Genomic DNA, 23,993 nt, shown 5'->3' with positions numbered 1-23,993 from the left:
TCGTTATTAATTATCAATTATCAACTATCAATTATTAAGATGGATTTATTAAGATCATTACCGATCGGATTATATTTAGAAAAACCTGTAACATGGTTACATAAATTGGATGCCAGAGTTAAATTAGCATGGTTAATGAGTTTTTTAATTACTCCTTTATTAGCTAATCCTTTTTGGCGCATTAGTTTAGTAATTGTCTTAATAATTTTAACGATTTGTGCTTCAATTCCTTGGCGAGTTTGGAAACAACAAATGGGTTGGTTAATGTTTTTATGTGTTTTAATTTTTCTGATTACAATTGTAGCACCTGATGGATTAGGTGTTAGTTATCAACCTCGATTACCTGATGGTGAAATTATCTCAAAAACTACTGATTATCAATATATTTTATTTGAACAAGGTAGTATTTTAATTACTCGTAGATCTTTGGATATAGCGGTGAGAATTAGTAGCCTTTTATTTACTCTTGTTTATAGTAGTAATTTGTATTTATTAACTACTGCTCCTGAAGAAATAACTGCTGGTTTAGAAAGATTAATTCAACCTTTAGAAAAATTTAAAATACCTGTTACGGAAATTTTATTAACTTTAACTCTTTCTTTACGTTTTATTCCTTTAGTGTTAGAAGAAATCCAAAATTTAACCCGTTCAGTGCGCACTAGGGCAATTAATTGGCAAAAATTAGGTATTAAAAGAAGTTTAAATTTATGGTTATTGGTGGCGGAAAAATTATTAGATAATTTATTACGCCGTGCGGAGCAAATTGCTTTAGCTATGCAAGTTAGAGGCTTTACCAGTCCTAATGAACATCGGGTAAAATGGCATCAATTTAATTTAGGTTGGGGTGATGGTTTGGCCATCGGAATTTTAATTTTTTTCTGGTATTTTAGAATTATGTTTGGTGGTTTTATTTCAGAAATTTAATTAAAATTGACTGGGGAATATTAACTATTTTTTATTCTCAAAAGGGTAAAATTTTACAAGCAAAGTAATATTTTATCATCTGAAAATAAGTCTATTCTTGGATAATTGAAGGGGAACTGCTTTCCCTACTTGGTGTTGGTGCGGGTGCAGGGGCGATCGATTGATCAATCTCCTTCAATTTTAAACTATTAATAACTGCTCTAACGGGAGTTCCATCAGGTAAAAACATCGTTAAATCATAACTAACTTCATCAATAAAACAGCGAATATACTCTTGACTTCCCCAAGTAAAAAGAAAAGTCGGCGGACGTTTAAGGGATCCCACAAAGTCAAGTGCTTTTTCAAAAGGTTGAATATAACTTAAAACATTGCCCCCCGTTTCATAAGTATCAAATAAAATATTACTAATAGTTATTTCTTTCGGATTAGGATGGGCAAAAGTCATTTTTGGTAGCCCCTTAGCCGTTCTCGCACCTTTATCTTCATTGAGAGTAATTGATTTTTTAATCGTCAATTTATCGGGGTTAAACATAAAATTAATTGTACCCCCTCCGTCTTGTGATTCTAACTTGGCTTTCACTAATGTTGAACTCATTAATTTTCCTCCTTAATCAATATTTAAAAATAATTATATAACATTTTTATTAATTATAATTACCAAGATAAACGATCAGAAGTATAACTTCCTTTGCGTTCCCTTTCAATCATTAAACGATTGCGCAATAAAATATAAATTTCCCTTGCTAAAAGTTCAAAATTTTCTTGTTGATGATCTGATGAAGAACTTTGATCAGCCTTAGAAATATTAGTAGTTTCAGCAGATGTATTACCTAAAATTTTATCATCTAATTTTTGAATAATATCACCATAATTTTCCGTAACAGATAAATTTTCAGTTTCCCTCGAATTAGAATTATAGGCTCTTTGAATCACATTTTCTACCGTATTTTGAGTAGAATTATGATAACTTGAACGACTAGAACTTTCCCCTATTAAATCACTAATATTAGCCCAATAATTAACAGAAGTTTGAGGAATATTAGAGCTATTTCTTTGAACTATCGGTGAAGAATTGCCTAAACTTGACGGTGTATTAGGTGTTATAATCGGTTCTACTGTACTTGATAAATCCTCATTTTGGGGAAAGAACTGATTGAGAGCATTAAGAGGATTGTCTTCTGGTTGATTAGAAGCTCGTTGAATCAATGTTGATGGTGAATTGCTTTGACTAGAGGAATTTTGGGAAATTAAAGAATTATCATTACTTAATCTTTGCAAAGTATTTAAAGGTTGTAAATCATAAATAGGCTCGATCGAACTAGGTAAAGCAGGAATTTCTGTATTATTTGAAGACAAATTTTGACTATTAACTTGTGAGTTATTGTCTAAATAAGCATTATTAGAATCAATATTTTGAGCATAATTATCAAAACTTCTTTGAATAGGGCGATCGGAGGAGAAAGAAGGATTAATATTTTGATTTTCGACTCTACCTAAAGGCTGATTATTATTAAGAGAAGAAATAGAAGAAATAGAATTTAAACTAATAGGAATTTGAGGAATATTATTAATAGTAGAAAAAGGAATTTCGCCCCGTCTTTGAATTGACTGAATGGGATTATTTTCTAATACTTGATCCGCTAAATTAAGATTAGGTAAATTTGTATTTATTTGTCTTTGAAGGGGTGTAACAGGGCTAGTTTCTACTGCCTCAATGTTAGTAGTGGGGGTGTCTAGTTGTCTTTGAAGTTGTGTAACAGAGCTAGTTTCTGTTGACTCAATGTTAGTGGGAGTGGGTATAACAGGGCTAGTTTCTGTTGACTCAATGTTAGTAGTGGGGGTGTCTAGTTGTCTTTGAAGTTGTGTAACAGAGCTAGTTTGTGTTGACTCAATATTAGTGGGTATGGGTGTAACAGGGCTAGTTTCCACTGACTCAATGTTAGTGGGAGTGGGTATAACAGGGCTAGTTTCCACTGACTCAATATTAGTGGCTGTGGGTATAACAGGGCTAGTTTCCACTGACTCAATGTTAGTGGGAGTGGGTGTAACAGGGCTAGTTTCTGTTGACTCAATGTTAGTAGTGGGGGTGTGTAGTTGTCTTTGAAGTTGTGTAACAGAGCTAGTTTGTGTTGACTCAATATTAGTGGGTATGGGTGTAACAGGGCTAGTTTCTATTAACTCAATGTTAGTGGGAGTGGGTGTAACAGAGCTAGTTTCTGTTAACTCAATGTTAGTGGGAGTGGGTGTAACAGAGCTAGTTTCTGTTAACTCAATGTTAGTGGGAGTGGGTATAACAGGGCTAGTTTCTACTGCCTCAATGTTAGTGGGAGTGGGTGTAACAGGGCTAGTTTCTATTGACTCAATGTTAGTGGGAGTGGGTATAACAGGGCTAGTTTCTACTGACTCAATGTTAGTGGGAGTGGGTGTAACAGGGCTAGTTTCTGTTGACTCAATGTTAGTAGTGGGGGTGTGTAGTTGTCTTTGAAGTTGTGTAACAGAGCTAGTTTGTGTTGACTCAATATTAGTGGGTATGGGTGTAACAGGGCTAGTTTCCACTGACTCAATATTAGTGGGAGTGGGTATAACAGGGCTAGTTTCTATTAACTCAATGTTAGTGGGAGTGGGTGTAACAGAGCTAGTTTCTGTTAACTCAATGTTAGTGGGAGTGGGTATAACAGGGCTAGTTTCTACTGCCTCAATGTTAGTGGGAGTGGGTGTAACAGGGCTAGTTTCTATTGACTCAATATTAGTGGGAGTGGGTATAACAGGGCTATTTTCTATTGACTCAATGTTAGTGGGTATGGGTGTAACAGGGCTAGTTTGTGTTGACTCAATGTTAGTAGTGCTTGTGTCTAGTTGTCTTTGAAGGGGTGTCAAAGAGCTAGTTTCTGTTAACTCAATATTAGTGGTAGTGGGTGTAACAGAGCTAGTTTCTGTTGCCTCAATATTAGTGGGAGTGGGTATAACAGGGCTAGTTTCTATTGACTCAATGTTAGTAGTGCTTGTGTCTAGTTGTCTTTGAAGGGGTGTCACAGAGCTAGTTTCTGTTGACTCAATATTAGTGGGTATGGGTATAACAGGGCTAGTTTCCACTGACTCAATATTAGTAGTGCTTGTGTCTAGTTGTCTTTGAAGTTGTGTAACAGAGCTAGTTTCTCTTGACTCAATGTTAGTAGTGGGGGTGTCTAGTTGTCTTTGAAGTTGTGTAACAGAGCTAGTTTGTGTTGACTCAATATTAGTGGGTATGGGTGTAACAGGGCTAGTTTCCACTGACTCAATGTTAGTGGGAGTGGGTATAACAGGGCTAGTTTCCACTGCCTCAATGTTAGTGGGAGTGGGTGTAACAGGGCTAGTTTCTATTGACTCAATATTAGTGGGAGTGGGTATAACAGGGCTATTTTCTATTGACTCAATGTTAGTGGGTATGGGTGTAACAGGGCTAGTTTGTGTTGACTCAATGTTAGTAGTGCTTGTGTCTAGTTGTCTTTGAAGGGGTGTCAAAGAGCTAGTTTCTGTTAACTCAATATTAGTGGTAGTGGGTGTAACAGAGCTAGTTTCTGTTGCCTCAATATTAGTGGGAGTGGGTATAACAGGGCTAGTTTCTGTTAACTCAATGTTAGTGGGAGTGGGTATAACAGGGCTAGTTTCTACTGCCTCAATGTTAGTGGGAGTGGGTGTAACAGGGCTAGTTTCTATTGACTCAATGTTAGTGGGAGTGGGTATAACAGGGCTAGTTTCTACTGACTCAATGTTAGTGGGAGTGGGTGTAACAGGGCTAGTTTCTGTTGACTCAATGTTAGTAGTGGGGGTGTGTAGTTGTCTTTGAAGTTGTGTAACAGAGCTAGTTTGTGTTGACTCAATATTAGTGGGTATGGGTGTAACAGGGCTAGTTTCCACTGACTCAATATTAGTGGGAGTGGGTATAACAGGGCTAGTTTCTATTAACTCAATGTTAGTGGGAGTGGGTGTAACAGAGCTAGTTTCTGTTAACTCAATGTTAGTGGGAGTGGGTATAACAGGGCTAGTTTCTACTGCCTCAATGTTAGTGGGAGTGGGTGTAACAGGGCTAGTTTCTATTGACTCAATATTAGTGGGAGTGGGTATAACAGGGCTATTTTCTATTGACTCAATGTTAGTGGGTATGGGTGTAACAGGGCTAGTTTGTGTTGACTCAATGTTAGTAGTGCTTGTGTCTAGTTGTCTTTGAAGGGGTGTCAAAGAGCTAGTTTCTGTTAACTCAATATTAGTGGTAGTGGGTGTAACAGAGCTAGTTTCTGTTGCCTCAATATTAGTGGGAGTGGGTATAACAGGGCTAGTTTCTATTGACTCAATGTTAGTAGTGCTTGTGTCTAGTTGTCTTTGAAGGGGTGTCACAGAGCTAGTTTCTGTTGACTCAATATTAGTGGGTATGGGTATAACAGGGCTAGTTTCCACTGACTCAATATTAGTAGTGCTTGTGTCTAGTTGTCTTTGAAGTTGTGTAACAGAGCTAGTTTCTCTTGACTCAATGTTAGTAGTGGGGGTGTCTAGTTGTCTTTGAAGTTGTGTAACAGAGCTAGTTTGTGTTGACTCAATATTAGTGGGTATGGGTGTAACAGGGCTAGTTTCCACTGACTCAATGTTAGTGGGAGTGGGTATAACAGGGCTAGTTTCCACTGCCTCAATGTTAGTGGGAGTGGGTGTAACAGGGCTAGTTTCTATTGACTCAATATTAGTGGGAGTGGGTATAACAGGGCTATTTTCTATTGACTCAATGTTAGTGGGTATGGGTGTAACAGGGCTAGTTTGTGTTGACTCAATGTTAGTAGTGCTTGTGTCTAGTTGTCTTTGAAGGGGTGTCAAAGAGCTAGTTTCTGTTAACTCAATATTAGTGGTAGTGGGTGTAACAGAGCTAGTTTCTGTTGCCTCAATATTAGTGGGAGTGGGTATAACAGGGCTAGTTTCTATTGACTCAATGTTAGTAGTGCTTGTGTCTAGTTGTCTTTGAAGTTGTGTAACAGAGCTAGTTTCTCTTGACTCAATGTTAGTAGTGGGGGTGTCTAGTTGTCTTTGAAGTTGTGTAACAGAGCTAGTTTGTGTTGACTCAATATTAGTGGGTATGGGTGTAACAGGGCTAGTTTCCACTGACTCAATGTTAGTGGGAGTGGGTATAACAGGGCTAGTTTCCACTGACTCAATATTAGTGGCTGTGGGTATAACAGGGCTAGTTTCCACTGACTCAATATTAGTGGCTGTGGGTATAACAGGGCTAGTTTCTGTTGACTCAATGTTAGTGGGAGTGGGTATAACAGGGCTAGTTTCTATTGACTCAATGTTAGTAGTGCTTGTGTCTAGTTGTCTTTGAAGGGGTGTCACAGAGCTAGTTTCTGTTGACTCAATATTAGTGGGTATGGGTATAACAGGGCTAGTTTCCACTGACTCAATATTAGTAGTGCTTGTGTCTAGTTGTCTTTGAAGTTGTGTAACAGAGCTAGTTTCTCTTGACTCAATGTTAGTAGTGGGGGTGTGTAGTTGTCTTTGAAGTTGTGTAACAGAGCTAGTTTGTGTTGACTCAATATTAGTGGGTATGGGTGTAACAGGGCTAGTTTGTGTTGACTCAATATTAGTGGGTATGGGTGTAACAGGGCTAGTTTCCACTGACTCAATATTAGTGGGAGTGGGTATAACAGGGCTAGTTTCTATTAACTCAATGTTAGTGGGAGTGGGTGTAACAGAGCTAGTTTCTGTTAACTCAATGTTAGTGGGAGTGGGTATAACAGGGCTAGTTTCTACTGCCTCAATGTTAGTGGGAGTGGGTGTAACAGGGCTAGTTTCTATTGACTCAATATTAGTGGGAGTGGGTATAACAGGGCTAGTTTGTGTTGACTCAATGTTAGTAGTGCTTGTGTCTAGTTGTCTTTGAAGGGGTGTCAAAGAGCTAGTTTCTGTTAACTCAATATTAGTGGTAGTGGGTGTAACAGAGCTAGTTTCTGTTGCCTCAATATTAGTGGGAGTGGGTATAACAGGGCTAGTTTCTATTGACTCAATGTTAGTAGTGCTTGTGTCTAGTTGTCTTTGAAGGGGTGTCACAGAGCTAGTTTCTCTTGACTCAATGTTAGTAGTGGGGGTGTCTAGTTGTCTTTGAAGTTGTGTAACAGAGCTAGTTTGTGTTGACTCAATATTAGTGGGTATGGGTGTAACAGGGCTAGTTTCCACTGACTCAATGTTAGTGGGAGTGGGTATAACAGGGCTAGTTTCCACTGCCTCAATGTTAGTGGGAGTGGGTGTAACAGGGCTAGTTTCTCTTGACTCAATATTAGTGGGAGTGGGTATAACAGAGCTAGTTTGTGTTGACTCAATGTTAGTGGGTGTGGGTGTAACAGGGCTAGTTTCTACTGCCTCAATGTTAGTGGGAGTGGGTGTAACAGGGCTAGTTTCTCTTGACTCAATGTTAGTAGTGGGGGTGTCTAGTTGTCTTTGAAGTTGCGTAACAGAGCTAGTTTCTGTTGACTCAATGTTAGTGGCTATGGGTATAACAGGGCTAGTTTCCACAGCCTCAATGTTAGTTGGTGTGTCTAGTTGTCTTTGAAGTTGCGTAACAGAGCTAGTTTCCACTGACTCAATGTTAGTTGGTGTGTCTAGTTGTCTTTGAAGGGGTGTAACAGAGCTAGTTTGTGTTGACTCAATATTAGTGGGTATGGGTGTAACAGGGCTAGTTTCTGTTGCCTCAATATTAGTGGGTATGGGTGTAACAGGGCTAGTTTCTACTGACTCAATATTAGTGGGTATGGGTGTAACAGGGCTAGTTTCTGTTGCCTCAATATTAGTGGGTATGGGTGTAACAGGGCTAGTTTCTGTTGCCTCAATATTAGTGGGTATGGGTGTAACAGGGCTAGTTTCTGTTGCCTCAATGTTAGTGGGAGTGGGTGTAACAGGGCTAGTTTCTGTTGCCTCAATGTTAGTGGGAGTGGGTATAACAGGGCTAGTTTCTATTGACTCAATGTTAGTGGGAGTGGGTGTAACAGGGCTAGTTTCCACTGACTCAATATTAGTGGGAGTGGGTATAACAGGGCTAGTTTCTATTAACTCAATATTAGTGGGTATGGGTGTAACAGGGCTAGTTTCTGTTGACTCAATGTTAGTGGGAGTGGGTGTAACAGAGCTAGTTTCTATTGACTCAATATTAGTGGGAGTGGGTATAACAGGGCTAGTTTCTATTGACTCAATATTAGTGGGAGTGGGTATAACAGGGCTAGTTTCTATTGACTCAATGTTAGTAGTGCTTGTGTCTAGTTGTCTTTGAAGGGGTGTCACAGAGCTAGTTTCTGTTGACTCAATATTAGTGGGTATGGGTATAACAGGGCTAGTTTCCACTGACTCAATATTAGTAGTGCTTGTGTCTAGTTGTCTTTGAAGTTGTGTAACAGAGCTAGTTTCTCTTGACTCAATGTTAGTAGTGGGGGTGTCTAGTTGTCTTTGAAGGGGTGTAACAGAGCTAGTTTCCACTGACTCAATGTTAGTGGGAGTGGGTGTAACAGAGCTAGTTTGTGTTGACTCAATATTAGTGGGAGTGGGTATAACAGAGCTAGTTTGTGTTGACTCAATGTTAGTGGGTGTGGGTGTAACAGGGCTAGTTTCTACTGCCTCAATGTTAGTGGGAGTGGGTGTAACAGGGCTAGTTTCTCTTGACTCAATGTTAGTAGTGGGGGTGTCTAGTTGTCTTTGAAGTTGCGTAACAGAGCTAGTTTCTGTTGACTCAATGTTAGTGGCTATGGGTATAACAGGGCTAGTTTCCACAGCCTCAATGTTAGTTGGTGTGTCTAGTTGTCTTTGAAGTTGCGTAACAGAGCTAGTTTCCACTGACTCAATGTTAGTTGGTGTGTCTAGTTGTCTTTGAAGGGGTGTAACAGAGCTAGTTTGTGTTGACTCAATATTAGTGGGTATGGGTGTAACAGGGCTAGTTTCTGTTGCCTCAATATTAGTGGGTATGGGTGTAACAGGGCTAGTTTCTGTTGCCTCAATATTAGTGGGTATGGGTGTAACAGGGCTAGTTTCTACTGACTCAATATTAGTGGGTATGGGTGTAACAGGGCTAGTTTCTGTTGCCTCAATATTAGTGGGTATGGGTGTAACAGGGCTAGTTTCTGTTGCCTCAATGTTAGTGGGAGTGGGTGTAACAGGGCTAGTTTCTACTGCCTCAATATTAGTGGGTATGGGTGTAACAGGGCTAGTTTCTATTGACTCAATGTTAGTGGGAGTGGGTGTAACAGGGCTAGTTTCTATTGACTCAATATTAGTGGGTATGGGTATAACAGGGCTATTTTCTATTGACTCAATGTTAGTGGGTATGGGTGTAACAGGGCTAGTTTCTATTGACTCAATGTTAGTGGGTATGGGTATAACAGGGCTATTTTCTATTGACTCAATGTTAGTGGGTATGGGTGTAACAGGGCTAGTTTGTGTTGACTCAATGTTAGTAGTGCTTGTGTCTAGTTGTCTTTGAAGGGGTGTCAAAGAGCTAGTTTCTGTTAACTCAATATTAGTGGTAGTGGGTGTAACAGAGCTAGTTTCTGTTGCCTCAATATTAGTGGGAGTGGGTATAACAGGGCTAGTTTCTATTGACTCAATGTTAGTAGTGCTTGTGTCTAGTTGTCTTTGAAGGGGTGTCACAGAGCTAGTTTCTGTTGACTCAATATTAGTGGGTATGGGTATAACAGGGCTAGTTTCCACTGACTCAATATTAGTAGTGCTTGTGTCTAGTTGTCTTTGAAGTTGTGTAACAGAGCTAGTTTCTCTTGACTCAATGTTAGTAGTGGGGGTGTCTAGTTGTCTTTGAAGGGGTGTAACAGAGCTAGTTTCCACTGACTCAATGTTAGTGGGAGTGGGTGTAACAGAGCTAGTTTGTGTTGACTCAATATTAGTGGGAGTGGGTATAACAGGGCTAGTTTCTACTGCCTCAATGTTAGTGGGAGTGGGTGTAACAGGGCTAGTTTCTATTGACTCAATATTAGTGGGAGTGGGTATAACAGGGCTATTTTCTATTGACTCAATGTTAGTGGGTATGGGTGTAACAGGGCTAGTTTGTGTTGACTCAATGTTAGTAGTGCTTGTGTCTAGTTGTCTTTGAAGGGGTGTCAAAGAGCTAGTTTCTGTTAACTCAATGTTAGTGGGAGTGGGTGTAACAGGGCTAGTTTCTCTTGACTCAATGTTAGTAGTGGGGGTGTCTAGTTGTCTTTGAAGGGGTGTAACAGAGCTAGTTTCCACTGACTCAATATTAGTGGGTATGGGTATAACAGGGCTAGTTTCCACTGACTCAATATTAGTAGTGCTTGTGTCTAGTTGTCTTTGAAGTTGTGTAACAGAGCTAGTTTGTGTTGCCTCAATATTAGTGGGAGTGGGTATAACAGGGCTAGTTTCTGTTGACTCAATGTTAGTAGTGCTTGTGTCTAGTTGTCTTTGAAGTTGTGTAACAGAGCTAGTTTGTGTTGCCTCAATATTAGTGGGAGTGGGTATAACAGGGCTAGTTTCTGTTGACTCAATGTTAGTAGTGCTTGTGTCTAGTTGTCTTTGAAGTTGTGTAACAGAGCTAGTTTGTGTTGCCTCAATATTAGTGGGAGTGGGTATAACAGGGCTAGTTTCTGTTGACTCAATGTTAGTAGTGCTTGTGTCTAGTTGTCTTTGAAGAGGTGTCAAAGAGCTAGTTTGTGTTGCCTCAATGTTAGTGGCTGTGGGTATAACAGGGCTAGTTTCTATTGACTCAATATTAGTGGGAGTGGGTGTAACAGGGCTAGTTTCTAAGGTACGATTAAAGTTAAAGCTAAAGTTTTCGCTAATGTTGGCCGTTGATGGTAAACTTGTATTACTTTGTCTCTGAATTGATTGAACCGGAGAAACAGTAGTATCCTCTGAATCCGACCAATCCTCTGTTATTTCCAGTGGCTCTATATTATTACCAAAGTCCTCTGTATCAATTAAATTTGAGTGAACAAAGGGAAATTCTGAGATCGAACTGATTGATTTTCGTGCGATCGCAGTTGAAAATTTAGGCGAGATATGATTGTTTGCGAGTTTTTTGATAACTAATATAGATTTATTATTCCCTAAATTATCATTGAAAGACTCTTTATTTTGATTATTACTCATAATTTAATTTTGATTTGACTAACTGGGTGATGGAAAATAACCTAAACTGCCTCGTCCTTGTCCACGAATAGTTTTCGCCGCCGCTTTTCCTTTTATAATTAAACCTTCGTAAGCTAAAGTTAATTCCTCCACCGCCACGCTACTTCCCTTTGCGTCAAGGGATGCACCCTTCCACGCCACAGGTACAGCCCCTACTAATGTCCATGTCTGCATGGTTTCTCCCGACTGGTTAAAAAGCAAGATGTCAATATATTTACGCTGTTTGACTACCCCATTTAAAACCTGATTGATCCATGTCCAAAAGGCGTAGTCATCAGTGATCCCCCGTTTTAAGGTGACTTCACTAAAAGTAGATTTTCCTAGAAAAAATCTTTGTTGGTTGTTGACTCCCCCCTCTTGAAAAGATTGATGCTCGATCGTTACCCCAATACCGGAACATTCACTAAACGAAGCCTTAATTGTACTCCCTATTTGCACATAAAAACGATTGGCCGTAACATAATTAACCTGATAAGGATCTGTACTTTGTGCCATTAAATTCTTCCTCCATAACTTCTTGCTCTTTCTTTATAATAGGTTAAATCTTCACTCATTAAATCATAAATCCTCTGACTTAATAAAATTTGTAAGAGGGGTTCTCTTAAAATTTGTCCAGCTAACTGATTTAATTCTCTTAATTTATCTTTATTTTGATTTTCAAGTTCTAATTTTAAGGGAATTGAATATCCTGCTGTCGGATTATTATTCTGAATTGGTGCTACAGTTGGACTTAATTCAACGGTTCTTTGATATTGATGAAAGTTTGATTTCATAATCTTAAGCAATCTTTATTAATCAGTTAACTGAACTATTTTTCAGTTTAATCTATCTTTTGATTTTTAGTCTAATTTTAAGACAAATTTAATTGATTTTGTTACAATTCTTATAATTTTGATGGAGGATACCAAATTGTTTCAATTCTTTCAATTATTTCCTCTGTATTATTAATCGTTTTTTCGTTTAATAATACTGTAACATGACCTAATTTTCGGCCTTGGCGTGATTCTTTTTTATCATACCAATGAACGTAAGCTTGATCTATTTCTTCTAGTTGTTTTCTTTGATCAATATAATCACTATGGGATGTTTCATAGCCTAACAAATTAACCATTAATGCTCCTTGTGTGATTAAATTACTATCACCTAGTGGTAAATTTGTTACGGTTTGTAACTGCATTTTAAATTGGGAAGTAGCACAAGCATCAAGGGTATAATGCCCAGAATTATGGGTTCTTGGTGCAATTTCATTAACTAAAATTTGCCCTGTTTCTGTTAAAAAAAATTCAATTCCTAACACCCCAATATATTCTAATTCTGTTAATAATTTAACTGTGATTTGATTGACTTTTTCTATAATTTCTTGTCCGATTTTAGCAGGGGCGATCACCCTACGGCAAACTTGATTTATTTGCTGAGTTTCTACCACTGGATAAAGTTTAATTTCTCCTTGAATATTGCGCGCCCCAATAATAGCTAATTCTTTTATAAAAGGCACAAATTCTTCTAAAATCATTGAGTCTAATGGATATTTTTGACAAGTTTGATCTAAGCTTTCTTGATTCTTTATAATAAAAGTGCCTTGCCCATCATAACCGTGTCTTTTGGCTTTCAAAACCACAGGAAAACCATAATCAGATTGATTATTTCTTAATAGTTCAACGGAAATAAATTGAGGTACGGGTAAACCTATTTTTTTTAAATATTGACGTTGTTCATATTTATCTAATAAGGGTTTTAAATTATTAATTGTTGGATAAAAATTTGCTTTTTCTGTTAAGGTTAATTGTTCTAAAAAAATCAAATCAACAAATTCATTTTCAAAGGTAACAAAATCACATTCTTGGGCTAGTTTAGCGGTGGTGATGCCATCGTCAATTTTTGCTAAGAAAACATCGGAAGCTAAACTGACGGCGGGATCGTTTTTTGATGGTGTTTGAATAATTAGATCAATCCCTAAATGATGGGCTTCTTTTGCCATCATCCAAGCTAGTTGACCTCCGCCGATAACACCTACTTTAATTTTTGACATTTTGATTAGTTATTTGTGATTAGTTATTCGTTATTTGTCAATTATTACTTATTACTTATTATTCATTTGTTAGCATCCTAAAGAGTCTCTAGTGTCTGCGCCTGTTTTAGAATTAATACCAGAAGCGCTTTGACAAAGTAATTTTATTTGTTCTTTATCTAAGACGGCAAAAGTAAAATCTGCACCTGTAATATTGGCATTTTTAAAAGTAGATAAAGATAAAATGGCATCGGTAAAAATAGCATCGGTTAGATCGGCATCGTCAAAATTACTTAAATAGGCTAATCCTTGGCCAAAATTAACTCCATGCCAGTTAGTTTTAGTTAAGTTAGAATTATTAAAAACTGCCCCTCTTAAGTCAGCATTGGTAAAATTAGTAGAGGCTAAATTAACTTTTGTAAATTCTAAAGTTTTAAGGTTTTCTCCTGTGAAATCACGCCCCGATAAATCGGCATTATTATAGAGAGAATTTGAGCCTGTTACGGCTGATGAACTACCTGCTAAAGCGGGAAAAGGAGAGATTAAAAAAACAATAAAAATTAGAGAAATGGCAATTTTGAAAATAGATTTTAAAGACATAATTTTCTTAATTTGATGACAATAATGATTGATAATTGATAATTTTTAAAGATTGTTAATCCTGAGTTTTCATAAAACTCCTTTTGAACTCGGAATTTCTGAGGCTCTACGGGGATCAACTTCTAAAGCCATTCTTAAGGCTCTGGCGAAGGCTTTAAAGGTAGCCTCAATAATATGATGGGAGTTTATTCCGTCTAATTGTCGAATATGTAAGGTAATTTGGCCATGATTAACAATAGCTACAAAAAATTCCCTCACTAACTGGGTATCATATTTTCCGACTTTTTCAGTGGGAATATTTAAACCGTAACTTAAATGGGGACGACCGGAAAAATCAAGGGCTACTTGGATCAGGGCTTCATCTAAGGGGGCGATGAAATGTCCAAACCTCACAATTCCTTTGCGATCGCCGATGGCCTTGGCCAAGGCTTGGCCAAGGGTGATCCCCACATCCTCATTGGTGTGATGGTCGTCAATATGGGTGTCTCCAGTGGCTTGAATATTCAAGTCAACCAAGCCATGAGAGGAAATTTGATGGATCATGTGATCCAAAAATGGTACACCAGTATTAACTTGACATTGACCCGTGCCATCTAAATTAATCGAAACTTGAACATCGGTTTCTTTGGTAGTACGTTTAATGGTGGCGGTGCGTGGGGGAAATTGATTTTCCATGTTCAAAAATAATCGCAATAGAATAACATTATATCATTATATAATAAGAGGGCAATTTAATTAAATATTTTGTTTAAATTTTATCAATAAAAGCTTTTTAATTTGTTTACTTTATAAGTTTTTTCTATCTCCTTCACATTATAAATTTAACTTTTGAAAATGTCAATTAATTAATAAAGTGGATCGATTTTAATTATAAATAAATTGTTACAAAATATCAATAACTACTGACAAATAACCAATCACAAAATATAATTTTAATTAAATTAAAAGATGAGGAAGGTTTTATGGATCTACAACGTATTCTCCCCACTCAGCCTCCTGCCCCCATTTCTGAGGCGATCGAAGTTCATTTATTGACCCGTGAATTTTATCAGGAGGTTAAACATAGAGATGAATTTGAGGCTTATTGTCAATGGTATCAAGAAACAGCCCAAAAACATCAAAGAGAATTAAGAAAAATGCAAAATGATTTTAATATTTTTGGGTGGTTTTTGGGCAAAAGATAATTTAAAACTTTACGATTATTTAATTATTAATTAAGATTATTAATTAACCAATTATTTAACTGTTCTTGATCAGAAAAATCTAACAATTCTTCTGTTAATAATTCTAGTTTTTCAAGGGATAATTGATTAATTTTATGATCAATTTCTTTTGCTATTTCTCCAAATCTTTTTTTGATTAAACGCTCAAGAATTTGTTTTGTTTTTTGATAGCTTCCCCGTTCAATGCCCTGTTCAATGCCCTGTTCAATACCCTGTTGAATACCTTGTTGAAGCCCCTGTTCAATGCCCTGTTGAAGGCCTTTTTGCATACCTTGATCTATGGCATACATGGTGATAGTTTCTTGATCTGTTAACCACATTTGTCTTCTTTGAATTTCCTCTAATTCATCCAAATTTAATGCCGCTAAATTAGATATTTCTAAAGCATGATTTAACACATTAATTGAGGTTAAAGAAGACGGTTTTTTTGTTAAAGTTGATGCGTTTCTCAAGAAAAATAACCACTTTTCACAAAGGGTATTTAATTCTTCTAAAGCTTTATTAAATTTCGGTAATTCAATAAATACTAATTTAATTTCATTGTTATAAGGAATATTTAATTTTTCCTCTTTAAAAATAAAACTATTAATAACTTGTGGACTATCTTTAAATAAGATAAAATCCATAATTGTTAAAGCAATTACGGGCTGTAATAATAAATATCTTTCCCCCGCATCAAGTTGATTGGCGTAGGTTTTGGCCGCATTATACATCACCCTTTTATCAAAAGCAAAACGATTTAATAATTGCATTTCAATTAAAACAGTGGTATTATTATCTAACTTAGCTTTAACATCTAAATAAGTATCTTTTAAATCATAAGTTGCACCCAAAACATGAGGATTAATTATTACTAAATCTTTAATAATTTCTTGTTCTTCATATAAAACGGCATTGAGAAAACTAATTAAAATATCTTTACTTTCCTCAGAGCCAAATATTCTTTTAAAAGCATAATCATTTTTGGGATCAAGAAATCTCATAATTATTACTTCCTTTAACTACTAAATTTAACTTTGCTTTTACTTATTTTTATTATACCATAGATTTTATTATTTTCAATCTAATCTTTATATGAATTTAGTCACCCAATTTTTAATTAATTCTGATGTAGAAAATTTAAAAAAAGCTGATCAATTATGGTCTGCTTTACGTCACAATAATCAAACATTTAATCAAGTTATTGAAACTACTCAAGAAAGTTTAAATAATGTGGATTTTGATGTGGTTATTTGTGGAGGTACTTTAGGCTTATTTTTAGCTATTTCTTTACAAAAATTAGGCTTTAAAGTTGCCATTATTGAAAGGGGAATTTTAAGAGGAAGAACTCAAGAATGGAACATTTCAAGAACAGAATTAGAAACTTTTTTAGATTTAGAATTATTAACAGAAATTGAGTTAGAAACAAGCATTGTTACTGAATATAATCCGGCTAGAGTTGGTTTTCATCAAGGTTATGAATTATGGGTTAAAGATGTTTTAAATATAGGTGTTGATCCGGTTTATTTATTAGAAGTTTTAAAACAAAAATTTTTAAATTATGGGGGAGTTTTACTAGAAAATACTGCTTTTCAAAAAGCGATTATTGTTGATGATGGTATCATCATTCAAACTAATCAACAACAGTTAAAAAGTAAATTATTAATTGATGCAATGGGTCATTTTTCACCTATTACCAAACAAGTTAGACAAAATCAACAGCCTGATGGTGTTTGTTTAGTAGTAGGAAGTTGTGCTAAAAATTACGAAAAAAATGATACTGGAGATTTAATTTATACCTTTACTCCTATTAAAAATCAATGTCAATATTTTTGGGAAGCTTTCCCAGCTAAAGATGGCCGCACTACTTATTTATTCACCTATTTAGATGCCGATCCTCAGCGTTTTAGTTTAGAATTTTTGATGAATGAATATTTAAAATTATTACCAGAATATCAACAGATTGAATTAGAAAAATTAGATTTTCAAAGGTTTTTATTTGGCTTTTTTCCGGCTTATCAAGATAGCCCTTTAAAGTTAAAATATCATCGCATTATGTCTATTGGTGATAGTAGTGGAAGTCAATCTCCCGTTAGTTTTGGCGGTTTTGGTTCAATGATTAGACATTTAAAAAGATTAACTTTTGGTATTAAAGAAGCTTTAGAAAATGATTGTTTAAATTATCAAGATTTAACTTTATTACAACCTTATCAACCGAATATTTCTGTAACTTGGTTATTTCAAAAAACCATGAGTGTAGCTATTAATCAAAAAGTCAATCCTCAACAAATTAATAATTTAATGAGTGGAGTTTTTGAAGTTATGGATCGTTTGGGAGATGATGTTTTAAAACCTTTTTTACAAGATGTAATTCAATTTAATGGATTAACTAAAACTTTACCTTTAGTTAATCCAAAATTAGTGATTCCTTTATTCCCAAAAATTGGCATTTTATCTTTATTAGATTGGAGTTTTCATTATGTTAATTTGGGTTTATATACGGGTTTATCTCAAGTAGAAAAAGTTAATTTTTTAACTAATATTTTAACTCAAAATTTAAGCAAGAAACAGTTATATTATTATCATCGTTTAATTGATCAATGGAAATATGGCGCTGGGAAAGAATAGTTAGTTATTGGTTATTGGTTATTTGTTAGTAGTTAACAGGCAAGATGCCTGTACTACTATTAATGATTAATTATCCATTATCAATTAAAATTATAATCTTCTTTCCTTTTGTAACATTAATTGATAAGAAAACCATCCTCCGATAAGCATTATAATCGCAAAAATTACTAAAAATATGAGATGATTTTGAATAGAAATTAAACTTTTTCCCCTTGTCCAAACCCCAATTAAAGCTTCATTCATGTGATAAATAGGGTTAAATTGTGCTATTTTTAATAAGGCTTTAGGGAATAGAAAAGAAGGCAAAAAAGAACCTCCTAAAATTAATAAAGGTACACCAAAAGTAGCCACTAAAGTATTAACATCTTCCGTTCTTCTGGCTAACTGTGTTCCTAAGATAAAACCTAAACCCACATAACCCATTATACTCAATAAAATAATGCTAATTCCTAACACTATTGATCCGCTTATTTTGGCACCATAAAAAACACTAATTGTATAAACTATTAAAGTTTGCCCGATCGCAATTAAACTATAGGCTAAAAAGATACCTAAAAAATAAGAAATACCATTTAAAGGAGATAAAAATAATCTTTTTAAAGTTTTATTTTCCCTCTCGGAAACAATAGTGGCTACCGTACCCCCTAAACAACTAAAAAATATCGCTACTCCCACTAAAGTTGAAGGTGCAACAAACTCGATCGCTTTGGTGAGGGAAAATTTCGCTCTTTCTGCTACAATATAAGCATTTAATAATAAAACAAAAATCGGAAAAATTACCCAAAAAATTAAATTTCTTTTCCGATACCATAACTCTTTTAATATTCTTTGGGCAATGGCAATTGTTTCAAACCAATATTTCAACATTTGTAATAATATTTGTTGTTAATAATAAAAAAAATTGTTTCAAAAATCTAATTTTTATTATATAATAGTTAACACTAATCAAGAAAATTATTATCATTAAAGGAGTTTTAATAATTATTATGAGAATGTTACACACCATGATCCGAGTGGGAAATTTAGAAGAATCCCTCAAATTTTATTGTGATATTTTAGGGATGAAATTATTACGACAAAAAGATTATCCCGACGGAAAATTTACCCTTGCTTTTGTAGGTTATGGAGAAGAATCTGAGCATACTGTGATTGAATTAACCTATAATTGGGGTGTGGACAGCTACGATCTAGGCTCAGGTTATGGTCATATCGCTTTAGGTGTGGATGATATTTATAAAACTTGTGAGGAAATTAAAGCTAAAGGTGGTAAAGTGGTGAGAGAACCCGGCCCCATGAAACACGGTACAACCGTTATTGCTTTTGTGGAAGACCCCACAGGTTATAAAATTGAGTTAATTCAATTTAAAAATAAAGTTGATTAATATATTCTTATCGTAAATATTTAGTTAAATAATTTGTCTAATACTGCTTATTTATTGGTAACTCATGGAAGCCGTGACCCTCGCCCCCAAAAGGCTTTAATTGAGTTAGCTTCTTTGATCCGTCAAGTGATGGCTGATCAAAATGATACTTATTGTCTGTTAGATGTTGCTAGTTTAGAATTTGCTGAGGTTTCTCTGTCTGACAAAATTGTTAATTTTGCTCAAACTGCCCACCATCAAGGCTATCAAGAACTAGCAATTATTCCTTTATTTTTAAGTGCTGGTGTTCATTTAACTGAGGATATTCCTCAAGCTATAGCTCAAGCAAAACATAATATTAACTTTGAAATTGATATAAGATTAAAGTTATATTTAGGAAGTTATAATGAGCTAATTTTACTTTTAAAAGATAAATTTGAAAGTTTTAAGACTGATGGCAGAATTTTATTAGCTCATGGTAGTAAAAAAATTGGCGGTAATAAGACTATAGAAGATCTAGCTAAAAATCTAAATGCTCTTAATGCTTATTGGTCAATTAACCCCAGTTTGGAAGAACAAGTAAACAATTTATACTCACAAAATATCACTAATATTACGATTGTTCCTTATTTTCTGTTTGTGGGTGGGATCACAGATCGCATCGGTGAACAGGTAAAACAACTAGAACAAAAGTATCCAGAGTTAAAACTCTTGTTAGATCAGCCTTTGGGGGCTACTCCCGCCTTAGCCCAACTTATTGTAAAATCTCTTAAATCTGATTAAATCATGACTCAAAACGCTCAAAATCAAGGGAAAGTATATTTAGTTGGTGCAGGGCCGGGGGATCCGGGGCTAATGACTCTCAAGGGTAAGGAAATCTTAGAAAAGGCGCAAGTGGTGATCTATGATGCTCTAGTTAGCCCTGCCATCATCGCCATGATCAACCCCCAAGCCGAACAGATCAACGGGGGAAAACGGCGAGGCAACCATTCTAAACTACAGGAAGAAACCACCGCCTTATTAATTGAAAAAGCCCAACAAAATCAGATCGTGGTGCGTTTAAAAGGGGGTGATCCCTTTGTTTTTGGGCGTGGGGGTGAAGAAATGGAAGATTTAATCGAAGCGGGTATTCCCGTTGAAGTGATACCAGGGATCACCTCTGGTATTGCGGCACCTGCTTACGCCGGAATACCCATTACCCACCGTGATTATAGCTCATCGGTTACTTTTGTGACGGGTCATGAAATGGCGGGTAAATATCGCCCTCAAGTTAACTGGACAGCGATCGCCCAAGGCTCAGAAACCCTCATAATTTATATGGGAGTCCATAACTTAAGTAAAATTATTCCCCAATTATTGGCCGGAGGTTTAACTCAGAATACTCCTATTGCTCTGATTCGTTGGGGAACAAGAGATGAACAGGAAGAATTGATCGGTATTTTAGGCAATATCATAGAACAAATTGAGAAAACCAATTTTTGCGCCCCGGCCATCGCTGTGATTGGCAATGTAGTTAATTTGTATTATAAATTAACTAATTATTCTACAGTGACAGATTTAGCCAGATTACGGGGTTGATCCACGTCTAAACCACGCCGAGCGGCGATATAATAAGCTAATAATTGCAAAGGAATAACCGTTAAAATTGGTGATAATAATTCATCCACTTCCGGCACGATTAAAACATCATTAAACATCGTTTTAGCTTCTTCTTCATTCATTGATGTAACGCCGATCATCCTTGCATCTCTGGCTTTGGCTTCTTGGGCATTAGAAAGCGCTTTTTCATAGACATTGCCGGGCATGGCAATGGTGACAACGGGAACTTTGGCATCTAACAGGGCGATCGGCCCGTGTTTCATTTCTCCGGCCGGATAGCCCTCAGCATGAATATAACTGATTTCCTTTAATTTTAAAGCACCTTCTAGCGCGATCGGAAAATTAATCCCCCTCCCTAAAAAGATAAAATCTTTGGTTTCCCCAAAATCATGCGCCAACTGTTCGATTTTTTTCTCTTGTTGTTGGATTAAAGTCTCGATCGCCGAGGGTAGTTGATATAATTGCTCTATAATTGCCTGTAATCTCTCTAAAGAAATACTTTTACGGTGATAAGCCAAATCTAAAGTTAAACAATAAAAAGCCATCACTTGTGCCAAAAAAGTCTTAGTGGCCGCCACGCCGATCTCAATATCCGCATGGAGATTGATCACATGATCCACCACCTGAACAATACTACTTTCAGGACGGTTAGTAATTCCTAATAATCTCGGTTTAAACTCTTTTTCTAAATGATTTCGGCGATCCTTTTCCATCTCGATGGCCGCTAAAGTGTCCGCCGTTTCCCCCGACTGGGTAACACCAATGGTTAAAGTATGGGGAGTAATGGGAGCGGGGGCATAACGATATTCAGAGGCATAATGCACATTAGTGGGAATGCCCGTAATTTGTTCTAGTAAATATTTACCAATTAAACCTGCGTGCCAACTTGTGCCACAGGCTAAAATATCAATTTTTTGTAAATTTTCGTAAAAATGAGGAGGAATATTAAGAGTAATGGGACTAAAATCAGAGTGTCTTTCCCCATTCCAAGAATGGTTAACATAAGCCTCTAAACAGGTGCGCACCACATTAGGCTGTTCATGGATTTCCTTAAGCATATAATGGCGAAAACCCTGTTTTTCCACTAACATGGGACTCCAGTTTAACGTGCGGGGTTGTTTTTTGAGGCGATCGCCCTGAAAATTATAAATTTCTAGGCCTAAAGGGGTTAAACGTGCCATTTCCCCATTATCTAAACTAACTACCGCATGGGTATGGGGGATCAAGGCGGTAATATCAGAAGCACAGAAAAATTCACCCTGCCCTAAACCCAAAATTAAAGGGGCTTGTTGACGTGCTACGATTAACTCATCAGGATAATCAGCCCCGATCACGGCGATGGCAAAAGCCCCCTTTAAATGGGGAATAGCCTTTTGTACTGCTTCTAATAAAGAAGAAGAATCATTCAGATATTCGGAGATTAAATGGGGTATAACTTCCGTATCCGTATCAGAAACAAATTGATAACCTTTAGTAATTAATTCTTCTTTTAATTCCCGATAATTTTCAATAATTCCATTTTGTACAACGGCCAGTTTACCGGACATATCTAAATGGGGGTGGGCGTTGCGTTCTTCCGGTTTGCCATGAGTTGCCCAACGGGTATGGCCGATCCCGATTTGAGAGGGATTAACTTGATGCTCTAATTTTTCTCGTAAATTAAATAATTTGCCCTTGGCGCGGGTACAATTGAGTTGACCTTCTAAAACTGTAGCAATGCCGGCCGAATCATAGCCACGATATTCCAAGCGTTCTAAGCCTGAGATTAAAATATCAGTCGCCATTTTTGTCCCAATATAGCCAACGATTCCACACATAAATTTAATTTACTCCTGAAAAATAACGTAAAAGATGGTTAATCAAGAAAAATCCCTCCCTCTAGGATGGCTTTTGTTTTAATTTAACACAACTATAGCAAAAGTCAGACTTAAGAAATTACTCGCTGTGATCTTTTTTTAATGACCTCTTGCGAAAGTGGGATCATGAAAGTACAATAAAGAAAAAATTGGAGAACAGAATATGAATTATGAAGAAGTCAAAAAATTAAACTCAACTGAGTTTAAACGCTATTGTGGAGTTCAGCTCGAAACATTTAATGATATGGTAAAAATTGTCAGAGCCGAAAAAATACTCCAAAAAAACAGGGAAGGAAAAGCAAATTATCTATAGAAGATCAAATATTAATGACTCTTGCCTATTTAAGAGAATATCGTTCTTTTTTTCATTTAGCAATTGATTGGGGAATTCATGAGTCAAATGTTTGTCGAATTGTGAATAAAATTGAGAAAATTTTAATTAGTTCAGGAGAAAACGTTTTGGATTAAGATTTAATTTAATTGCAGGTATTTATAATTATGAGCTTTCTTTGAAGACAAAATTGGCGATCTCCTGATACTTTCGCAAGAGATACTCAATTAACTAATCTTTCACCAAAAATAATTGTACCTATTCTGATCATGGTGCTTCCCCCTTTGATCGCTAATAAATAATCACTTGACATTCCCATAGATAATTCTTTTAAATTAAAATTATAGTCTGAATTTTGATTAATTTCTGTGGCTAATTGGGCTAAATTTTGAAAAGTATTTAATTGTTCTGTTTCGTTTAATCCTAATGGTAAAATCGTCATTAATCCCTTAATTTTTAAAAATTGACATTGATTTAATAAGGGTAAATCTTCTTTCAATTCGCCAATTTCCCAGCCAAACTTATTGGGATCGGGTAATAATTTAACCTGTAAACAAGCATTAAGATTCTTATTATTTTCTTGGGCAATTCTTTCTAATTTTTGGGCAAGTTTAAGGCTATCTACAGAGTGGATCCAATGGAAATTTTCAACTAATTTATGGGCTTTATTTGATTGTAAATGACCGATAAAATGCCAACAAAGATCAGGTAAATCTTTTAACTGTTCAATTTTAGTTAAAGCCTCTTGTAAATGATTTTCCCCAAAATCTCTGATCCCTGCCTCATAAGCTTCTTTTATTTTTTCAATAGACATCTTTTTCGTCACTGCAATTAGACGAACATGAGGAGGTATTTTTGAACGAATAAAATCGAGATTTTCCCTAATTAAATTACTCATTAAAAACTTTTTTTATACATTGTAAAAATTTCTTGATATTCTTTAGTTAAACCTTCCCGTCTCAAGGTGCGTAAACGGTTATCTATTGCCATTCTAGCTTGAGCGCGGGTAATGGTTTCAAAATCAATCTGTTCGGGCGTGGTTGTCACCAGAAAAAACAAGCGTTGGGCATAAAGAGTAGTAAAAATTTCTTGGTTGCCATCAAGGGGACATAAACGATAAAGCAAACCAAATGTAGGATGATTAAGATAACTTTCTGTATTCATTAAGATTATTAGTATAATAAAAGCTAATCATGAGCTTTGTTAATTAGTTAATCTATTTTACTCTAAGTTGGTAATTATCAATTATCAATTATTTGTTGTCTGCTGTTCACTAATCAATAGCATTTTTTTGAGCAAACTATTATAATTATTAAAGTATTT

At 36.0% G+C, this 23,993-nt stretch carries 20 protein-coding genes; 8 read left to right on the top strand and 12 right to left on the bottom strand.

Annotation, left to right across the window (positions count from 1 at the left end; genetic code table 11):
• Positions 1–39 precede the first annotated feature (39 nt).
• Complete coding sequence (locus Anndu_RS05950) at positions 40–924, top strand: energy-coupling factor transporter transmembrane component T family protein (RefSeq protein WP_464103494.1); 885 nt, start codon at positions 40–42, stop codon at positions 922–924.
• Between the two features lie 91 nt (positions 925–1,015).
• On the opposite strand, the gene Anndu_RS05945 is transcribed toward Anndu_RS05950, so the two are convergent.
• The 7 genes from Anndu_RS05945 to hisB form a co-directional block, all read right to left on the bottom strand.
• Positions 1,016–1,519 carry a CIS tube protein gene (locus Anndu_RS05945; RefSeq protein WP_464103493.1) on the bottom strand — a complete coding sequence of 168 codons (504 nt, stop codon included), beginning with the start codon at positions 1,517–1,519 and terminating at the stop codon, positions 1,016–1,018.
• A 59-nt stretch (positions 1,520–1,578) separates the two neighbouring features.
• On the bottom strand, positions 1,579–11,046 hold the full coding sequence (locus tag Anndu_RS05940) for a hypothetical protein (protein WP_464103492.1): 9,468 nt from the start codon (positions 11,044–11,046) through the stop codon (positions 1,579–1,581).
• Between the two features lie 18 nt (positions 11,047–11,064).
• Complete coding sequence (locus tag Anndu_RS05935; protein WP_464103491.1) at positions 11,065–11,580, bottom strand: phage tail protein; 516 nt, start codon at positions 11,578–11,580, stop codon at positions 11,065–11,067.
• The gene (locus Anndu_RS05930; RefSeq protein WP_464103490.1) at positions 11,580–11,858 is read right to left on the bottom strand and encodes a hypothetical protein; all 279 of its coding nucleotides are present in this window, start codon (positions 11,856–11,858) and stop codon (positions 11,580–11,582) included. Before Anndu_RS05930 ends, Anndu_RS05935 begins: the two co-directional genes overlap by 1 nt.
• Positions 11,859–11,968: 110 nt before the next feature.
• Entirely contained in the window at positions 11,969–13,114 is a 1,146-nt protein-coding gene (locus Anndu_RS05925; protein ID WP_464103489.1) for a 5-(carboxyamino)imidazole ribonucleotide synthase, read from the bottom strand.
• 69 nt (positions 13,115–13,183) lie between these two features.
• The gene (locus Anndu_RS05920; RefSeq protein WP_464103488.1) at positions 13,184–13,693 is read right to left on the bottom strand and encodes a pentapeptide repeat-containing protein; all 510 of its coding nucleotides are present in this window, start codon (positions 13,691–13,693) and stop codon (positions 13,184–13,186) included.
• A gap of 69 nt (positions 13,694–13,762) precedes the next feature.
• Positions 13,763–14,368 (bottom strand): imidazoleglycerol-phosphate dehydratase HisB, encoded by a 606-nt coding sequence (hisB, locus tag Anndu_RS05915; protein ID WP_464103487.1) that lies wholly within the window; start codon positions 14,366–14,368, stop codon positions 13,763–13,765.
• 287 nt (positions 14,369–14,655) lie between these two features.
• Between hisB and Anndu_RS05910 the strand changes: the two genes are divergently transcribed.
• Positions 14,656–14,877: a hypothetical protein gene (locus Anndu_RS05910; RefSeq protein ID WP_464103486.1), complete on the top strand. Its 222-nt coding sequence runs from the start codon at positions 14,656–14,658 to the stop codon at positions 14,875–14,877.
• Between the two features lie 26 nt (positions 14,878–14,903).
• Here Anndu_RS05910 and Anndu_RS05905 read toward each other — a convergent pair whose 3' ends face one another.
• Positions 14,904–15,899 carry an Rpn family recombination-promoting nuclease/putative transposase gene (locus Anndu_RS05905; protein WP_464103485.1) on the bottom strand — a complete coding sequence of 332 codons (996 nt, stop codon included), beginning with the start codon at positions 15,897–15,899 and terminating at the stop codon, positions 14,904–14,906.
• A 91-nt stretch (positions 15,900–15,990) separates the two neighbouring features.
• On the opposite strand from Anndu_RS05905, the gene Anndu_RS05900 reads away from it, so the two are divergent.
• The gene (locus tag Anndu_RS05900) at positions 15,991–17,523 is read left to right on the top strand and encodes an FAD-dependent monooxygenase family protein (RefSeq protein ID WP_464103484.1); all 1,533 of its coding nucleotides are present in this window, start codon (positions 15,991–15,993) and stop codon (positions 17,521–17,523) included.
• 90 nt (positions 17,524–17,613) lie between these two features.
• Here the strand turns inward: Anndu_RS05900 and Anndu_RS05895 are convergent, their stop codons facing one another.
• Complete coding sequence (locus tag Anndu_RS05895) at positions 17,614–18,387, bottom strand: ABC transporter permease (RefSeq protein WP_464104040.1); 774 nt, start codon at positions 18,385–18,387, stop codon at positions 17,614–17,616.
• A 122-nt stretch (positions 18,388–18,509) separates the two neighbouring features.
• Between Anndu_RS05895 and gloA the strand changes: the two genes are divergently transcribed.
• From gloA to cobA, 3 genes are read left to right on the top strand one after another with little or no spacing between them, the layout of a single operon-like run.
• Positions 18,510–18,905 (top strand): lactoylglutathione lyase, encoded by a 396-nt coding sequence (gene gloA, locus Anndu_RS05890; protein ID WP_464103483.1) that lies wholly within the window; start codon positions 18,510–18,512, stop codon positions 18,903–18,905.
• 33 nt (positions 18,906–18,938) lie between these two features.
• Entirely contained in the window at positions 18,939–19,667 is a 729-nt protein-coding gene (locus Anndu_RS05885; protein WP_464103482.1) for a sirohydrochlorin chelatase, read from the top strand.
• 3 nt (positions 19,668–19,670) lie between these two features.
• Complete coding sequence (gene cobA / locus Anndu_RS05880) at positions 19,671–20,462, top strand: uroporphyrinogen-III C-methyltransferase (RefSeq protein ID WP_464103481.1); 792 nt, start codon at positions 19,671–19,673, stop codon at positions 20,460–20,462.
• Here cobA and glmS read toward each other — a convergent pair.
• Positions 20,423–22,300 carry a glutamine--fructose-6-phosphate transaminase (isomerizing) gene (glmS, locus tag Anndu_RS05875; protein ID WP_464103480.1) on the bottom strand — a complete coding sequence of 626 codons (1,878 nt, stop codon included), beginning with the start codon at positions 22,298–22,300 and terminating at the stop codon, positions 20,423–20,425. The genes cobA and glmS overlap by 40 nt on opposite strands.
• 202 nt (positions 22,301–22,502) lie before the next feature.
• On the opposite strand from glmS, the gene Anndu_RS05870 reads away from it, so the two are divergent.
• Together Anndu_RS05870 and Anndu_RS05865 are read left to right on the top strand one after the other, a co-directional pair.
• Positions 22,503–22,652 (top strand): hypothetical protein, encoded by a 150-nt coding sequence (locus Anndu_RS05870; protein WP_464103479.1) that lies wholly within the window; start codon positions 22,503–22,505, stop codon positions 22,650–22,652.
• A gap of 14 nt (positions 22,653–22,666) precedes the next feature.
• Positions 22,667–22,807, top strand: a complete 141-nt coding sequence (locus Anndu_RS05865) for a helix-turn-helix domain-containing protein (protein ID WP_464103478.1) — start codon at positions 22,667–22,669, stop codon at positions 22,805–22,807.
• 86 nt (positions 22,808–22,893) lie between these two features.
• Here Anndu_RS05865 and Anndu_RS05860 read toward each other — a convergent pair whose 3' ends face one another.
• Together Anndu_RS05860 and pipX are read right to left on the bottom strand one after the other, a co-directional pair.
• On the bottom strand, positions 22,894–23,568 hold the full coding sequence (locus tag Anndu_RS05860; protein ID WP_464103477.1) for a YggS family pyridoxal phosphate-dependent enzyme: 675 nt from the start codon (positions 23,566–23,568) through the stop codon (positions 22,894–22,896).
• On the bottom strand, positions 23,568–23,834 hold the full coding sequence (pipX, locus tag Anndu_RS05855) for a transcriptional coactivator PipX (RefSeq protein ID WP_464103476.1): 267 nt from the start codon (positions 23,832–23,834) through the stop codon (positions 23,568–23,570). Before pipX ends, Anndu_RS05860 begins: the two co-directional genes overlap by 1 nt.
• Positions 23,835–23,993 lie beyond the last annotated feature (159 nt).

The sequence above is a fragment of the Annamia dubia NIES-4383 genome (genome assembly GCF_055394725.1).
Note: the sequence above shows the minus strand (reverse complement) of the source record. Positions and strands in the feature narration are given on the sequence as shown.

What these genes read in the sequence shown, in the direction of transcription:
- Anndu_RS05950 (WP_464103494.1), top strand. Translation starts at nt 40, where the DNA reads ATGGATTTATTAAGATCATTACCGATCGGATTATATTTAGAAAAACCT.
- Anndu_RS05945 (WP_464103493.1), bottom strand. Translation starts at nt 1,519, where the DNA reads ATGAGTTCAACATTAGTGAAAGCCAAGTTAGAATCACAAGACGGAGGG.
- Anndu_RS05940 (WP_464103492.1), bottom strand. Translation starts at nt 11,046, where the DNA reads ATGAGTAATAATCAAAATAAAGAGTCTTTCAATGATAATTTAGGGAAT.
- Anndu_RS05935 (WP_464103491.1), bottom strand. Translation starts at nt 11,580, where the DNA reads ATGGCACAAAGTACAGATCCTTATCAGGTTAATTATGTTACGGCCAAT.
- Anndu_RS05930 (WP_464103490.1), bottom strand. Translation starts at nt 11,858, where the DNA reads ATGAAATCAAACTTTCATCAATATCAAAGAACCGTTGAATTAAGTCCA.
- Anndu_RS05925 (WP_464103489.1), bottom strand. Translation starts at nt 13,114, where the DNA reads ATGTCAAAAATTAAAGTAGGTGTTATCGGCGGAGGTCAACTAGCTTGG.
- Anndu_RS05920 (WP_464103488.1), bottom strand. Translation starts at nt 13,693, where the DNA reads ATGTCTTTAAAATCTATTTTCAAAATTGCCATTTCTCTAATTTTTATT.
- hisB (WP_464103487.1), bottom strand. Translation starts at nt 14,368, where the DNA reads ATGGAAAATCAATTTCCCCCACGCACCGCCACCATTAAACGTACTACC.
- Anndu_RS05910 (WP_464103486.1), top strand. Translation starts at nt 14,656, where the DNA reads ATGGATCTACAACGTATTCTCCCCACTCAGCCTCCTGCCCCCATTTCT.
- Anndu_RS05905 (WP_464103485.1), bottom strand. Translation starts at nt 15,899, where the DNA reads ATGAGATTTCTTGATCCCAAAAATGATTATGCTTTTAAAAGAATATTT.
- Anndu_RS05900 (WP_464103484.1), top strand. Translation starts at nt 15,991, where the DNA reads ATGAATTTAGTCACCCAATTTTTAATTAATTCTGATGTAGAAAATTTA.
- gloA (WP_464103483.1), top strand. Translation starts at nt 18,510, where the DNA reads ATGAGAATGTTACACACCATGATCCGAGTGGGAAATTTAGAAGAATCC.
- cobA (WP_464103481.1), top strand. Translation starts at nt 19,671, where the DNA reads ATGACTCAAAACGCTCAAAATCAAGGGAAAGTATATTTAGTTGGTGCA.
- glmS (WP_464103480.1), bottom strand. Translation starts at nt 22,300, where the DNA reads ATGTGTGGAATCGTTGGCTATATTGGGACAAAAATGGCGACTGATATT.
- Anndu_RS05870 (WP_464103479.1), top strand. Translation starts at nt 22,503, where the DNA reads ATGAATTATGAAGAAGTCAAAAAATTAAACTCAACTGAGTTTAAACGC.
- Anndu_RS05865 (WP_464103478.1), top strand. Translation starts at nt 22,667, where the DNA reads ATGACTCTTGCCTATTTAAGAGAATATCGTTCTTTTTTTCATTTAGCA.
- Anndu_RS05860 (WP_464103477.1), bottom strand. Translation starts at nt 23,568, where the DNA reads ATGAGTAATTTAATTAGGGAAAATCTCGATTTTATTCGTTCAAAAATA.
- pipX (WP_464103476.1), bottom strand. Translation starts at nt 23,834, where the DNA reads ATGAATACAGAAAGTTATCTTAATCATCCTACATTTGGTTTGCTTTAT.